13 protein-coding genes are annotated in these 14,455 nt (G+C 39.9%); 9 read left to right on the top strand and 4 right to left on the bottom strand.

The window, feature by feature from the left end:
- Positions 1–182: 182 nt before the first annotated feature.
- The 5 genes from RMZ41_RS13030 (at position 183) to RMZ41_RS13010 (ending at position 5,283) form a co-directional block, all read left to right on the top strand.
- Positions 183–869, top strand: coding sequence for a DUF6391 domain-containing protein (locus RMZ41_RS13030; RefSeq protein WP_322641856.1), 687 nt, complete (start codon positions 183–185; stop codon positions 867–869).
- Between the two features lie 125 nt (positions 870–994).
- Positions 995–1,990, top strand: a complete 996-nt coding sequence (locus RMZ41_RS13025; RefSeq protein WP_322641857.1) for a glycosyltransferase — start codon at positions 995–997, stop codon at positions 1,988–1,990.
- A 106-nt stretch (positions 1,991–2,096) separates the two neighbouring features.
- Positions 2,097–3,158 carry a dTDP-glucose 4,6-dehydratase gene (rfbB, locus tag RMZ41_RS13020; protein ID WP_322641858.1) on the top strand — a complete coding sequence of 354 codons (1,062 nt, stop codon included), beginning with the start codon at positions 2,097–2,099 and terminating at the stop codon, positions 3,156–3,158.
- A 228-nt stretch (positions 3,159–3,386) separates the two neighbouring features.
- Entirely contained in the window at positions 3,387–4,580 is a 1,194-nt protein-coding gene (locus RMZ41_RS13015) for a serine/threonine-protein kinase (RefSeq protein ID WP_322641859.1), read from the top strand.
- 76 nt (positions 4,581–4,656) lie between these two features.
- Positions 4,657–5,283: a type I restriction endonuclease gene (locus RMZ41_RS13010; protein ID WP_322641860.1), complete on the top strand. Its 627-nt coding sequence runs from the start codon at positions 4,657–4,659 to the stop codon at positions 5,281–5,283.
- Positions 5,284–5,496: 213 nt separating this feature from the next.
- Here RMZ41_RS13010 and msrA read toward each other — a convergent pair whose 3' ends face one another.
- Positions 5,497–6,165 (bottom strand): peptide-methionine (S)-S-oxide reductase MsrA, encoded by a 669-nt coding sequence (msrA, locus tag RMZ41_RS13005; protein ID WP_322641861.1) that lies wholly within the window; start codon positions 6,163–6,165, stop codon positions 5,497–5,499.
- 159 nt (positions 6,166–6,324) lie between these two features.
- On the opposite strand from msrA, the gene RMZ41_RS13000 reads away from it, so the two are divergent.
- A complete protein-coding gene (locus RMZ41_RS13000; RefSeq protein ID WP_322641862.1) occupies positions 6,325–6,834 on the top strand; it encodes a YidH family protein in 510 nt (169 codons plus the stop codon).
- A 52-nt stretch (positions 6,835–6,886) separates the two neighbouring features.
- On the opposite strand, the gene RMZ41_RS12995 is transcribed toward RMZ41_RS13000, so the two are convergent.
- A complete protein-coding gene (locus tag RMZ41_RS12995) occupies positions 6,887–9,094 on the bottom strand; it encodes a recombinase family protein (protein ID WP_322641863.1) in 2,208 nt (735 codons plus the stop codon).
- Between the two features lie 78 nt (positions 9,095–9,172).
- Here RMZ41_RS12995 and RMZ41_RS12990 point away from each other — a divergent pair, with 78 nt between their 5' ends.
- Positions 9,173–10,525, top strand: coding sequence for a proton extrusion protein PcxA (locus RMZ41_RS12990; RefSeq protein WP_322641864.1), 1,353 nt, complete (start codon positions 9,173–9,175; stop codon positions 10,523–10,525).
- Between the two features lie 94 nt (positions 10,526–10,619).
- Positions 10,620–11,909, top strand: a complete 1,290-nt coding sequence (locus RMZ41_RS12985) for a murein transglycosylase A (RefSeq protein WP_322641865.1) — start codon at positions 10,620–10,622, stop codon at positions 11,907–11,909.
- Between the two features lie 161 nt (positions 11,910–12,070).
- On the opposite strand, the gene RMZ41_RS12980 is transcribed toward RMZ41_RS12985, so the two are convergent.
- Both RMZ41_RS12980 and RMZ41_RS12975 read right to left on the bottom strand, forming a co-directional pair.
- Complete coding sequence (locus RMZ41_RS12980) at positions 12,071–12,304, bottom strand: DUF3134 domain-containing protein (RefSeq protein ID WP_100900013.1); 234 nt, start codon at positions 12,302–12,304, stop codon at positions 12,071–12,073.
- Between the two features lie 202 nt (positions 12,305–12,506).
- The gene (locus tag RMZ41_RS12975; RefSeq protein WP_322641866.1) at positions 12,507–12,935 is read right to left on the bottom strand and encodes a hypothetical protein; all 429 of its coding nucleotides are present in this window, start codon (positions 12,933–12,935) and stop codon (positions 12,507–12,509) included.
- An 890-nt stretch (positions 12,936–13,825) separates the two neighbouring features.
- Here RMZ41_RS12975 and RMZ41_RS12970 point away from each other — a divergent pair.
- Positions 13,826–14,443, top strand: coding sequence for a hypothetical protein (locus tag RMZ41_RS12970; protein ID WP_322641867.1), 618 nt, complete (start codon positions 13,826–13,828; stop codon positions 14,441–14,443).
- Positions 14,444–14,455: the final 12 nt, after the last annotated feature.

Genomic DNA, 14,455 nt, shown 5'->3' with positions numbered 1-14,455 from the left:
CAGAACCAGGTTGGACACTCAGTGTCTAGTGCTGAGTGGGGACAAAGGGAGATGAGTGAAACAGAAGAACTAATGACAAATGACAAATCACAATAAACAAAAATTAGCAACAATTCAGTAGTGCAAGCGTTACATTTGAGAGAAATCTATATTGCTCCATCGGCTTGGAGAGCGGTGTTCCAATGAATACTTCTGCTTCTTTTCAGGGTGGCTCGTCTGCCTTTGAATTTTTTAACTTTGATTTTACGACACTTGTATCAGAGAAAGTTCCAGCACCAGAATACCGCCCCTTAGACTTTCCGCAACCCACACAAGATGCCGACTTACTCAAGCAGCTTTCATTTATTCCAGGGTTGAAAGAAATTCTAACGATCCGGCAGGTTCATGCCTTAGAACACGCTACAGTTTGGGTTCTTAGCGAATCACAAAGCGGCCAACCTGCTAACGTTCAACGAGATAACGAACTATTAAGCGGTTTGTCTACTGAGCATGGATTTTACCTTTATGGTGAGGTAAATATTAGTGATTTGCGGCGTGCGATCGCACTTGCTCAACATCGCCTCACCAATGGAGAATGGGATTTAGCTATACATCCCCGTTGTGGCACAAATTTATCAGTAGCAATGCTCCTAACGGCTGGACTAGCTGTTGGTGTGCATCTGTTACTACCATTTCGACCAATCGAGCAAATTATCGGTTTAGGGTTAGCAGCAACGACAGCAGCCGAAATCGCACCTGATTTAGGTTCCCTAGCACAGCGTTACCTAACAACAGCTATTCCTTTTAACCTAGCAATTGAAAATATTACCCGTACACGCGACGTTTGGGGACGTGAGGCACATTTTGTTAAAGTGGGTTGGCAAGAATGAGGGGGTAGGGGAGCAGGGGAGCAGGGGGGCAGGGGGCAGGGGGCAGGGAGATTAGTTTTACCGTCTGGCTCTTTTCAATTCCCAATTCCCCATTCCCCATTCCCAATTCCCAAATAAATAAAATTATGAGAAAACTTTACTTCTTACTTCCCGGTACAAATGGCAAATTTGCCTGTGGTGGTCTTTGGGCTGAGTTAAAAGCGCTTAAACTGGCTCATAATTTCTCTAATGCTGATCTTGTAACTTACCGTCAACGAGAAAAAGATCAGCTTTTTCTTGATGATTTGCTCAAAGAGAAAAATTTAAATGATGTAATTTTTATCATCAGTTGGGGATTTCATATAGCTGAACTCGTGGCTAAACTTAAGCAATATAATGTTGTTTACCATGCACATAGTCCAGGTTATCCATTCACACTACCTGCAAGTATTCCGATTATCACTGTTAGCCGCTATACAATGGGATACTGGGGAGAAAAATCACCCAATTCTCTGATTTATTATTTGCCAAATCAAATTTCTGATGAGTTTCAAAATTTAGGTCTGGAACGGGATATTGATGTTTTAGTTCAAGCTCGTAAATCTTCTGAGTATTTAATTAAAGAATTGATTCCAGCGTTACAAAAACGTTGTAAAGTATTGGTTGTTGATTCTTATATAGAGGATTTACCTGGACTATTTAACCGAGCGAAGGTTTACCTCTATGATTCGGCTGAGTACTGGGCACAACAGGGTGTTAGTGAAGGATTTGGTTTGCAACCAATGGAAGCTCTTGCTTGTGGTTGTCAAGTATTTTCTAGTGTCAACGGGGGATTGGCTGATTACTTAGATCCTGGATTTAATTGCTATAAAATTGCTGGATATTCTCAAGAATATGATGTACAACGGATTCTCAAGGTGATTGATTCTTCAGGAAGTTTTAGTTTGTCTGAAGATTTTTTTGCTGAATATCGAACTGAAAATATTATTAAGCGTTTCCAAGTAATTTTGGATGAGTTAAATGAGTTTTTTGACCATAGAATCCAGCAGCCATCCAATATTAAGAGTTTGACGAGAGTACGTATGGCAAAATTACTTGCTCAGAAGATATACGGGAAGCTGAGGAAGAAATATTTTAAGTAATAGAAATGCACCGCAGAGGCGCAGAGAAGCCAAGCCAGTGCGTTGGGCGGGTTCCCCGACTTGTAGCAACTGGCGCAACACAGAGAGAAATAAGAGAGGAAATTGAATGAGTCGGCGGTTATTGGTTACTGGGGGTGCGGGGTTTATTGGGGCAAATTTTGTCCATCATTGGTGTCAGCTTTATCCAAACGGGCGGGTGGTGGTGTTGGATGCGCTTACCTACGCGGGGAATCGTTTGAATTTGGCGATGGTTGAGGGAAAAGAGAATTTTCGGTTTGTGAAAGGGGATATTTGCGATCGCACCATCGTAGATCAATTATTATCAACAGAAAATATAGATACCATCGCCCATTTTGCTGCGGAATCTCATGTTGATCGTTCGATTCTTGGGCCGGCTGCTTTCGTACAAACCAATGTAGTAGGAACTTTCACGCTACTAGAAGCTTTTCGCCAATATTGGGAAGCTAAAGCACAACCATCTGATTATCGTTTTTTACACGTTTCGACTGATGAAGTCTACGGTAGTTTGGGTGCAAATGATGCTGCTTTTTCTGAAACCACACCTTACGCTCCTAATAGTCCCTATTCAGCCTCGAAAGCGGGCAGTGACCACTTAGTGCGTGCTTATTATCATACTTATAAACTTCCAACTATTATCACAAATTGCTCTAATAATTATGGCCCTTATCAATTTCCTGAAAAGCTAATTCCTCTAATGTGTATCAATACCTTAATAGGTAAACCATTACCTGTTTATGGTGATGGTAAAAATGTGCGAGATTGGCTTTATGTGGGCGATCATTGTCGTGCTTTGGATGTAGTAATTAATCATGGTCAACCAGGGGAAATGTACAATATTGGTGGCAACAATGAGGTAGAAAATCTCAACCTGGTGCAACTTTTATGTCAGATGATGGATGAATTAGCACCTGATTTACCAATACGTCCAGCAAAAGAGTTGATTACTTTTGTCAAGGATAGACAGGGACACGATCGGAGATATGCAATTAATGCGAACAAGATTAAAACTCAACTTGGTTGGACACCTTCAGTAACAATTGCTGAGGGTTTACGTTTAACAGTTGAATGGTATCTCAATCATCGTGATTGGTGGGAACCTCTGCTATCTGCGGAATATCAAGCTTACTATCGCAAAAATTATCTGTAGAACGATCTAGAATTGGGCTAAAGTACTCCTTTTTCAATATAAATTCAGGATTTACGCAAACAATATTTGAAAAGAAAAATTTTCTGGTAGGGGCAATTCACGAATTGCCCTTACAACTTGTGGTTTTGCGTAAATTCTAAAATTATCTGGCTCCCACAATTTCTCCAGATAATGACTATCCTTGAATATAAGGGAATCAGATCGGCGTAAACTGCCAGCAGGTGTAAGATGCTGCAACCAGAACAGATATTACAAGATCGTTATCAAATCCAACGCCAACTTGGTAACAATGGGATTCGTCAAACTTGGCTAGCTAAGGATTTACAAGCCTCTGATGGCGAAAATTCGACCGTTGTAGTCAAGCTTTTAGCCTTTGGCGGTACTGTACAGTGGGATGACTTGAAACTTTTTGAGAGAGAAGCACAAATTCTTAAACAACTAAGTCATCCCCGCATTCCTCGATATATAGATTATTTTTGTATCGACGATCGCACTCTTTGGTTTGGCTTAATACAACAATATATTCCTGGGGAATCGCTTAAGGAAAAACTTGCTCTTGGCAAAAGGTTTAGTGAAAAGCGAACGAGAAAAATCGCTGGTGAGATTTTAAATATCCTCATGTATCTACATGAGTTAAATCCAGGGGTGTTACATAGAGATATTAAACCGAGTAATTTAATCTGGGGCGAAGATAATCGGATTTATTTGGTTGATTTTGGCGCAGTTCAGGATAAAGCGGCAAGAGAGGGCGTTACTTTCACCGTTGTAGGTACTTATGGTTATGCCCCAATGGAACAATTTGGTGGTCGAGCAGTTCCAGCTTCAGACCTCTATGCATTGGGTGCGACTCTGATTCATTTGCTCACTGGGATTTCTCCCTGTGATTTACCCCAGCAGGATTTGCGACTGCAATTTACAGACCGAGTTAATCTCAGTCCTAGTTTTGTCAGTTGGCTACAAAAGTTGGTAGAACCTGCTCCAGAACAACGATTTACTGATGCTCGCCAAGCGCTAAATGCTCTCAAATCTGGTCTGGCTATCAAATCTACAAATAGGAGTCAGCTTTTACCGCAAAGAGAAATAATTAATAATTCTGGATGCGGAATAAATAATCAGAATGAAACAGTCCCAGAGGAAATTCTCGGTTGGAACTGGGGCGCATTTCTGATGCCTTGGTTGTGGATGTGGCCGAATCAAGTGTGGTGTGGAATATTCTGTTTTGTACCTCAAATTTCGGGGTTAATGTCGATCGCACTTGGTGCTAAAGGCAATGAATGGGCTTGGAAAAGTAGACGGTGGAACAGTATTGAGCAATTCAAAGCCCATCAGAGAGGCTGGGCGATCGCGGGTATTCTAATTGGAGGGCCTATTAGTATTGTTTTGTGGGTTACTGCGATCGCTTTGCTGAAAGCAGCACTGTAAGGCAGTCTTTTGGGTAAATATCAAGCAAAAATTTTTTAGCCAGATAATTAGCCAGATAAGTATAAGGGTTCAACAAATGGTTCAAATTCTTCAAGGAAAAGATATCACCCTAGCCCAACTGATTGATGAATTTGGACTACAACTTGCAGACGACGAAGATTTTTTTTCAGAATGGCGGCATGATTTACCTGAGTTGAGTGATTTAGAAAAGCAATCTCTCAACGAAGTCAAGGCAGAATATTTGCATCTATCGAAATATCCTGTTTTGGAACCTCTAGTCAAAATGGTAGTGCTATCTCCACTATTCCGTCTAGCAGGTTTTTATCAACCGCCTTTCTACATTGCCTCAGAACAAGAAGTAAAAATCTCTTCTGAAGACGAAGGCACAATTATCAGAGGACGTATTGACATCTTGGTTTTGCATCCTCCATTTTGGGTTTTGGTTATTGAGGCAAAACGAGCAGAATATTCTTTGGAGGTAGCAATTCCTCAAGCATTAGCTTATATGTTGGCTAATGCTTGTAATGATAAACCTAAGTATGGTTTTATCATCAATGGTCGAGAATTTCAATTTGTTAAGTTGACGAAACAGGGTACACCGAAATATTCATTATCTTATACACTGTCACTGAATCGTGGAGATGACTTACATACTGTTGTCAAAGTTTTAAAACGCATAGCTCATTTAATTCGTAATTCGTAATCTTGTTTACAACAAGTGGCATTTGAGGAAGAAAACCCAATTTTTTACGGGGTTTGTTGGGTTGAGACTTTGCGAAACCCAACTTACAAATATTCTTAATTACGCAAATCCTGTTCCTCTCCGAGTCGGAGAGAAACAGACTTGAAATTTAGTTCAAGGCAGGGAGAGGTTTGTCTAACTCACCTTAAGTTGACTACCCTACCAATTCCATTTCTAACTACTAACTTGCGATTCAATTACACCTACCGGACAAGAAACGTTTGTCCCACCTAAACCACAATACCCATTAGGATTTTTCGCCAGGTATTGCTGATGGTAGGCTTCTGCATAGTAAAATTCTGGTGCATCCAAGATTTCTGTTGTAATCTTGCCATAACCTGCACCGTTGAGGGCTTGCTGATAAGCTTCCCGCGATGCTTCTGCTAGCTGTTTTTGACTTTCGGAATATACATAAATTCCCGAACGGTATTGAGTGCCAGTATCATTACCTTGGCGCATACCTTGGGTAGGATTATGGCTTTCCCAAAAGACTTTGAGCAGTTCGGAATAACTAATCACTTTGGGATCAAATACAACCAATACCACTTCATTGTGACCGGTTCGCCCACTACATACCTCTTCATAAGTAGGGTTGGGTGTGAATCCAGCAGCATAACCCACTGCGGTGGTGTAAACTCCTTTAAGTTGCCAGAATTTCCGTTCTGCACCCCAAAAACAGCCCAAGCCAAACACTGCTTTTTCTAATCCATCGGGAAAAGGAGCTTTTAAAGGATTTTTGTTGACATAATGAGCAGTAGGTACTGACATAGATTGCGCCCTTCCTGACAAAGCTTCTTCAGGTGTGGGCATAACTGACTTTTTGCCAAATCCGAATAGTGCCATTGATTTTGACTCTGATATATATCTTTACCTTATTTACTATTGTAAAGATTCTAGCGATCGCTTGGGGCTTTCTCAGATTCTTGGCTGCACTATCTTGACCTTGTGGCGCTAGTTCATGCTATTCATCAATTCAAGAGTAAATCCTCGTCAAAAGTATTCATGGATAAAATACCAAAAATCGATCGTCAAAGGGAGCATCAAGCGAACGAACGTACTTTTCTAGCTTGGCTACGCACTTCTATTGCTTTGATTAGCTTTGGTTTTGCGATCGCGCGATTTGGTATATTTCTGCGCCAGTTGAATCTTGCGATTACTCAACAAGAACCTCCGGTTAATCCATTATCCAACTCGGAAAATTTAGGTCTTGCTTTGGTAATTTTTGGAATTTTGACTGTTGCCTTAGCTGCGTGGCGATACAACAAAGTTTTCTGGCAAATTGAACGAGCAGATTATAGACCAAATAGGTTAATGGTTTGGATAATGACCGGAGTCGTAATTATTTTGGGACTTCTCAGTATTCCTTTGCTTTTAAGGCGCGATAAAGTATTTCTTCGCTCTCCTTCTCCAATTCAACCACAGTCACGTCGCTTTGCTCCGAATTCAAAATTCAAAATTCAAAAGTCAAAATTAATTATCCCCATTCATAAATTTAGAGGCTTGTATCCTTAGTCTCGAATCTATATAGATCCCCGATTTCTTTAAGAAGTCGGAGATTTAAGCCTCACTTGGCAGTAGCCTCAGAAATAACTGTTACACAAGCATTTACCAAAGGTAACAGCGGCCCTAATTGTTCTTGTCCATTCACTGCTAAATCGCTGTGACACAAATAAACTCTTTCAGATACACGAGATAGTAAATCTGTCAATATTCTTTGCAATCGTTGTTCTTCTGCTAATTTCTCATCCTCTGCTGTCCAAGGTTCGCCTAACCGATCTTGCAAGAAAAACGGCGCACCGAATAACGTCGCCGCACCACCTTTAGCCCAAAGAGGTGAACCAGCATCCAGCCAAAAATGCCAACGGTGCGATCGCCTGCTAGACCGATATTGAAATATAGTTGCTAAGGTGACAGCCTTTCTCGCTCCACCAATGGGACGCACCGGGTAAGCGTTGGCGGTAATCGTACCACGCCGCAGTAATTGAATAAACTCGATAATAGTTGTATGAGGCGTTGTCTCAACTGGGGCAATTTGTCGTAATCTGGTGTCAATTTCCCAGTAGTGTTGGGCGGTTTCTAATAATTCGCGTAATGCTGCCAGTTGTTCGTAAGGGAGATTGCTCCCATTCCACAAAAAACGCTGGATTGCTCTATCTAATAGGGAAATGGGACTGGGAATTAACCGCAATTCTTGTTGCGATCGCTGTTTTTCTAACCACTCCAATATTTCATTATAGGCTGTAGTCGCCGCATAGCCGATTCTATCCCAGCGCTCGAAGGCGGATACTGGTAACAAATTTGGGCGATCGGGATGGGGTACAAAGCAGTAATCTGCTATCAATCCCGCGCGTACCGGATCAATATTTGTAGAGACGCGATTCATCGCGTCTGTTGTAGATACCCGATTAATCGCGTCTGTACTAGAGTTTTCTGGTATTTGTTGCTTTCGGCTTAAGACAACTAGCATTTCTGCGACGGCATCCCGGTCTACGAGACGACCCAAGCCGGAATAAACTAGCGCCAGCATGGTGAGTAATGCGCGAATGACGGGTGAACTAATTAAGGGACGTTGGTCATTGAGCGATTCTACTGGGATGTTTTGCTTAACAAGGATTTCTACTAGAGTATAACGAGCGATCGCATCTAAACCTGGCGCAATAATCGCCACTTCTTCTGCTGCAACTTCTTGCGATTGGATGGCATTAGCAATTACCTCGGCTGTTTGGCGCAATAATTGAGCGCGAGAGGTGGTTTGAATGGAATACACTATCTCAGGTAAGCTTACCAATACCATCGGTTCTGTGACTAATTCCACCATCTGTTTAGCTTGCTCACCCAGCGATTCTCTTGGCGGCCCGGTCAAAAATTCTACCCGACAACGCTTTGCTAACCCTTCTAAATAATTAGGATCTGCTCCCAATCCCAATCGCACTGCACCGTCAGGATTGTAGCTAAACGCGCCAATTGCACCTCGATCTAATAGCAATTCAAACAAAAGACGCGCTACGCTAGGATAATCGTCAACATCATCCGCCAATACTGCTTGATAGCGTTTAGTTAGGTGCTGCTGGTAGTTGCGATCGCTTAATAAATATTGACTATAGAGTTCGGTAATAATGCCATAAGTTAGTAACCCTCTTTCTAAACACCAGTTACGCCAATCGATGAGCAAAGATGCCAAAAATTCCGGCTCTAAAGTCGTAGTATTTTCCCCCAGACCCTTTGCCAAAATCTGGGCAATATTTTCGCAATGTACACCACTGTAAGCAGCTAATTGCAACAAGTCTAAAATGCGACGCACCAAGCGAGACTCATTTACTCCCGCAATCCGTAAAATTTCTTCGTCTAATTGGGAACGCCAGAGTTTGGTTGCTAATTCTTGTTCCGTTTCTGGTCGCAATCTTACCGGAAACTGTGCCTTCAGGTTCAACGAGTTAATTAACAACGGCCAAAATAAAATAACTTCATCCTGGAAAAAACCTAGCGGTGTCTTGGCACGCACCGGATATTTCCCTAATGTTGATGTAACAATTATATCGCCCAATTCTCGACGGTTATCATCGTTGGCAGCTAAGACTAAAACTCCTGGCTCGGTTTGTTTAAGATATAAAAACTCGGGTATGCGTTCGCCTTTTTTACGTCCCTGTTTTTTAGTATAAAATGATTCAGTATACTGCTTGTCAGGTTGTACCCAACTACAAAATTGCTCTACCAAACGAGCCGTCTTACCACTGCGACTAGTGCCAACAATCCAAACTGAATGAGAAACCACAAACTTTCTCCTTGTAGATTCGCTAGTATACCTCATGCGTTAACTTAAGGTTAAGAATAACCAAATAATGCTGGATGATTGTTTCCAATGAAAAACTCTATTTTTGTCCAAAAAATCTATTCTTTTTTACTTGATACTTATCGATGGTACTTACAGACTCCTGAACGTTCTTTAAATCAAGCTTACGATGCAGCATTAAAGATTAAGGAAATAGAAAATAAGCATTTCAATGGTAATAAAATAGATGTTGAATTAGCCATGTACAGTAACAGCGTCATGGATTATTTTGAGTCAGACCTAAATAAGCTATTAAAAACTGCCAAAATGCGGTTGACAGAGTTTAGAGCAAGCCGTTGGTTTTTAAATGAAGAGGATCAAGAAGCTGCCGAGAAAACAGGTATAGAGCATCTCAGTCCTGCTTTAGTTTTAGAAAAGCTAAACTTTATCGATCAAGTTATATCCAAATACATAACAAGTCCCGATCAAATAACTTCTCAAGCTTTAGTTGTCAAACCTCAAATACCAGTTAACTCTGTGATATCTGATGACAATTCGCTGGTTGTCAATACTCCAACATTACCACCCAAGATACCAACTCAAGACTCGTATATAAAACCAAAATCTAAGCTAAAAGCGGATACAACAGGGGTTTTACCTCGCTCTATTTTAAGTACTATTAGCCGTCTGCAAGTTGAATTAGACCCTAATTCTGAAAAAGAAGTAATTCAGAATTTTCGTCAAACTCAAAGAAGAACAATAATATCTATCAGGTTTATTTTACTATTAATTATCGTACCACTTTTGACACATCAAATAGCAAAAGCTTTTGTAGTTGGCCCATCTGTTGAACGCTTTAGAAGTAATGAGGAAATAGAGATATTCCTCAACTCAGAAATGGAAGAGGAAGCCCTTGTAGATTTGCAAAGATATGAAGAAAAGCTCAAATTTCAAAATCTTATTAGAAATGCCCCAGCGCTATCACCTGAACAGATAGAAATTGAAATGAAAAATAAGGCTGTGGAGATTGCTGAAGAATTTCGTAAAGAAAGCTCTAATGCTATCAAAAATGTTTTTGCAGATGTATTTTCAGTAGTTGCTTTTATCTGGCTTTTGGTTATCAGTAAGTCTTCTATTGCTGTACTAAAAGATTTCTTTGATCATATTGTTTATGGGCTTAGTGATAGTGCTAAGGCATTTATCATCATTTTGTTTACTGATATATTTGTAGGATTCCACTCTCCGCATGGTTGGGAAGTACTTCTAGAAGGTGTGTCGCGTCATTGGGGATTACCAGCAAATCGAGATTTTATCTTCTTATTTATTGCTACATTCCCAGTGATTTTAGATACCATTTTTAAATATTGGATATTCCGATATTTGAACCGGATATCGCCTTCGGCTGTTGCCACTTATCGGAATATGAATGAATAGATTGGGCATTGGGAATTGGGAATTGGAGATTGTAGATTATTTTTGATTTTTGAATTTGAGCGAAGTGGGATAATATCAAAAATTTTGAATTTTGATGAAAAATACACTTGCTGAGTTAGGAAAGTTTAGCAAATTTCTCGCTATCAGCTTACCTGTGGTTTTGTCAATTTTCTTGGTGCGGATGCAATCTTTGACTCATAAAGAACTCAGTCCACCAGAATGTCGTGTTAAAAAGTGGGATATACCAGTTTCGTTGACTGGTGAAAATCAAAATGCACTTCCACAAAAGCAAAAAGTACCATTAATCCAGAGGCTACCAGTTACTTGTTGTCAAGGTGATACCTCTTGTTTTGATGAACTTATTTATGGAGAAATATCAGATAAAAAGGCGCTCTTGAGTGCGATCGCTCACAGTCTCCAATATCTGCAAACAGCTAATGCTGCGGCTGCTTATCAAAACTATCCGGTAGCGGGGATTACGCGCGATCGCGTCTTCAAAAGCTTGACAAGATTCCGCGAACTTCTACTAACAACTAATTCTGCGACAGAATTACATCAAGCCATTGAGCGGGAATTTGTTCTTTATCAGTCAGTAGGTAACAACACCAAGGGTTCCGTTTTATTCACCGCCTATTATGAACCGCTTTACGCAGCCAGTCGCGTCCCTACACCAGAATATCGTTATCCTGTTTATCGATTACCTCCTGACTTAAACTCTTGGCCTAAACCGCACCCTACCCGCGAAGAATTAGAAGGAGCAGATGGTTTACAAGGTGCAAAAGGAAAATTACGAGGATTAGAATTGTTTTGGTTGCGCTCACGCCTCGAACCATATCTAGCTCAAATTGAAGGTTCTGCGCGGCTTCAGCTTCCCGATGGGACTCAGACAGCAATCGGCTATGCGGGTAATAACGCTTATAACTACAAAAGTATTGGGCGAGAATTAGCGAATGATGGCAAATTACCACTACAAGGGATGACTATGCCAATTATTCTCGACTATTTTCAAAAGCATCCCCAAGAATTAAATATTTATATTCCGCGCGATCGCAGTTTTGTTTTTTTTCAAGAAAACCACGGCGAACCAGCCCAAGGTTCGATCAATGTACCCCTAACAGCAGAACGTTCTATCGCTACAGATAAATCTCTCATGCCTCCTGGTGCTTTAGCATTGATTCGTGCTTCTATTCCCTTTGCTAATCCTACCGGAATGGAGGAGCGCATCGTTAGCCGCTATGTTCTCGATCAAGATACCGGAGGTGCAATCAAAGGTGCAGGTAGGGTAGATTATTTTTTAGGGACTGGGAAATTAGCAGGCGATCGCGCTGGTATCACAGTCAGCAATGGACAATTATTTTATTTATTACTCAAATCCAACAATTAAAATAATTCGTAATTCGTAATTAAATAATGCAACTGGGATTTATACCCCGTCACAATTTTAATATCAAGATTCCCGACTTCTCTAAAAAAATCGGGAATCTTAGCCTTCCAGCAAAACGCCTGCCGTACAGAAACTACGAATTACGAATTACGAATTACGAATTAAGCTTCTATATCCATATCACCATCATCATCATCATGATCGTAAGGAATATCATCAAGGTCGATCATTTCTGAAATTTCTTCTACTTCAGTTAGATACTCAGATTCTTGATGTTCACGCTCGATTAGACGACCAGTTGACTTTAGCCATTCCAAAAGAATAAACTCATTACTTGTACGAATTACAGGCGCTCGTTGGTTACGAGGTTCTTCACGTAAAGGACTTGTAGGCATAAAAAAAACTCACTGTGAATTATAGGGCACTGTACAAAAACAAAAGATTGTACATTTAAGGTGAAAAGGCTTGTTATCCAAGACTTTTCCGAACAGATGAAATATCAACTATTGAGTTTTTTATTCTCTTGTCCGTCTACTTACTTACCATTAAAATGTCTTTGTGTCCGTTTTAATCATAAATCTTCAAGCAGACGCAATCTCACAAAGCAGTTGGTAGCTTGGCGATCGTTTCATACATATCAGAAGGTAATGCAGACAATCTGTTCGCTACAGCGACAGCATCAGCTAAGTTGCTAAACTGACACCGGACAATCTCTTGTCCATTTCCTGAAGGGAATCGCTTTCTAGCTTTGTTAGCCACAACACAAATAATCGCTAAAGCTTTGGCGAATCCGTCTTTTGTCAAAATTGTTTCTTGAGCGAACCCTTCAACAGGGATAAGGCAAACCTCAAACCGATAGCCTGGCCTTGGAGAAACAGCTATATCAATATAGGGTTTATCTTCTTTTCTGATTCTGCGTAAATACTTGGCTGTGGAATTAGTATCATGCAAATCAGTCCCAAGGGCGTAAGTAAAGAAACAATCTTCTGTGAGCGACTCAGGACGGGTAATTATATCCGTTGGCATAAATTAAACTACTATCCGTATGTTGTCTGGGTTGTGACACACTAAACTTGTCCGTTATTTCTAGCACATTTTTTGCTAATCAGAAGTATCAGTTTTACACAAAGTAAGTATAACGACTGGGAAAAATCTAACTATGTTAAGAAAACTCAAGGATAGATTTGCAATATAAACCGACACAAAACACTTCCAAAATCAAAGTTTGTAGAGATTTAGATTCGGAAAGGTGTCTATCTAGTCAGTTACATGACCGAAAATATTTCTCAACTGCTCAATTATAACATAGTTGACGCTCGAACTTTCTTTAACTATTCTGACCGATAGATATTAGACCAGCAGCAATACTAAGGCTATATTAAATTGTCACTTTTAGATAACTCAATACTTGGTTTACTAGTTCTAATTTTTACTATAATCAGTTAATAGGAGAGAAAAAATACTTATAAACTAGTAGTGTTCATACAACTTCAAATATGGCAGTATTAGATTATAGAGATCTAAAGGAAAACCATGTCTTAAATAATACTATTTTCAACCACATTTACTTATATAGTATAGTCTTTGGAAAGTGAAAACATAACCGAAATATCAGTTTCAAGAATTATTTGCTATTTCCATTAAATTCCAAGCTCTAATTGAGACGAAATCTGTCTGAGGGCTGTAAGAGTTCTACTTTGAGGCTCAGGAAATGGTCGATCGAAGTACTTATACTGATTTTTAAAGAAAAATTAATATTTTGTTAACTAAATCATAGTTGTATATAATGTAGGACTTTAACTCTAAGTTAAAATCAGAAATTTGATTAAAAATAAATGTTAAATCATGTTAAATTGATTTGATTATTGTAGGATTTTAGACAACCAACACCCAAGTAACCATAGGAAAATTAGCAAATGTCTAGACAAAGTTCTCACAAGAGAAACTTTTTCAAAGCTTTAACTGGTAGCGCTGTCAAAGAATCTCATAAGTTAAGACTAGGGCTTAAATCCAGCTTACTTGTCTTAGTTGAATCTGTACCTTTTTTGATTGCTTGTGCTGTACTTGTAAGTGTTATCAGCCTAAAAAGTCCTATCCTGCTTTTTTGTTTACTAGTTGGTAGTTTAATTGCAGTCATTACTCAGCAAATTGGGCAACAGTTGCATCTACCTAAGCGATCGCTAATAATATTACAAATTTTAGCAGCAGCCGTAATTCTGAGTTTGTATTGGTTAGACTGTTTTGCAGCCCCCGCACAAGCACAGTTTTTTGGAGAAGCTGAAAGGTTTTTTAAAAGGAACTTAGGTGGTGCAGCAACAACTGGTGGTGGTAGCGAGACAGCAATAAGTTTGATATTTAATGTGTTGCGGGCGATTTACCTACTTTATATTGCAATCTCCCTGGTTGGTGTGATTAACGCAGTGCGTAAAGATGAAGATTGGCAAAGCATTGCCAGAACTCCCTTATTAGTAGTTGTTGCTGTTACCATTGCTGATGTACTCACACGCTTTGTAATTGGCCCACAGCAGCAGTAAATAATTCAGATA

Source organism: Nostoc sp. DedVER02 (assembly GCF_034530675.2).
GTDB lineage: Bacteria > Cyanobacteriota > Cyanobacteriia > Cyanobacteriales > Nostocaceae > Nostoc.
The sequence above is the reverse complement of the archived record's forward strand: the minus strand, read 5'-3'. Positions and strand labels throughout refer to the sequence as shown.

Coding starts and splice junctions, on each gene's coding strand:
- RMZ41_RS13030 (WP_322641856.1), top strand. CDS start 183: ATGAATACTTCTGCTTCTTTTCAGGGTGGCTCGTCTGCCTTTGAATTT.
- RMZ41_RS13025 (WP_322641857.1), top strand. CDS start 995: ATGAGAAAACTTTACTTCTTACTTCCCGGTACAAATGGCAAATTTGCC.
- rfbB (WP_322641858.1), top strand. CDS start 2,097: ATGAGTCGGCGGTTATTGGTTACTGGGGGTGCGGGGTTTATTGGGGCA.
- RMZ41_RS13015 (WP_322641859.1), top strand. CDS start 3,387: ATGCTGCAACCAGAACAGATATTACAAGATCGTTATCAAATCCAACGC.
- RMZ41_RS13010 (WP_322641860.1), top strand. CDS start 4,657: ATGGTTCAAATTCTTCAAGGAAAAGATATCACCCTAGCCCAACTGATT.
- msrA (WP_322641861.1), bottom strand. CDS start 6,165: ATGGCACTATTCGGATTTGGCAAAAAGTCAGTTATGCCCACACCTGAA.
- RMZ41_RS13000 (WP_322641862.1), top strand. CDS start 6,325: ATGGATAAAATACCAAAAATCGATCGTCAAAGGGAGCATCAAGCGAAC.
- RMZ41_RS12985 (WP_322641865.1), top strand. CDS start 10,620: ATGAAAAATACACTTGCTGAGTTAGGAAAGTTTAGCAAATTTCTCGCT.
- RMZ41_RS12980 (WP_100900013.1), bottom strand. CDS start 12,304: ATGCCTACAAGTCCTTTACGTGAAGAACCTCGTAACCAACGAGCGCCT.
- RMZ41_RS12975 (WP_322641866.1), bottom strand. CDS start 12,935: ATGCCAACGGATATAATTACCCGTCCTGAGTCGCTCACAGAAGATTGT.
- RMZ41_RS12970 (WP_322641867.1), top strand. CDS start 13,826: ATGTCTAGACAAAGTTCTCACAAGAGAAACTTTTTCAAAGCTTTAACT.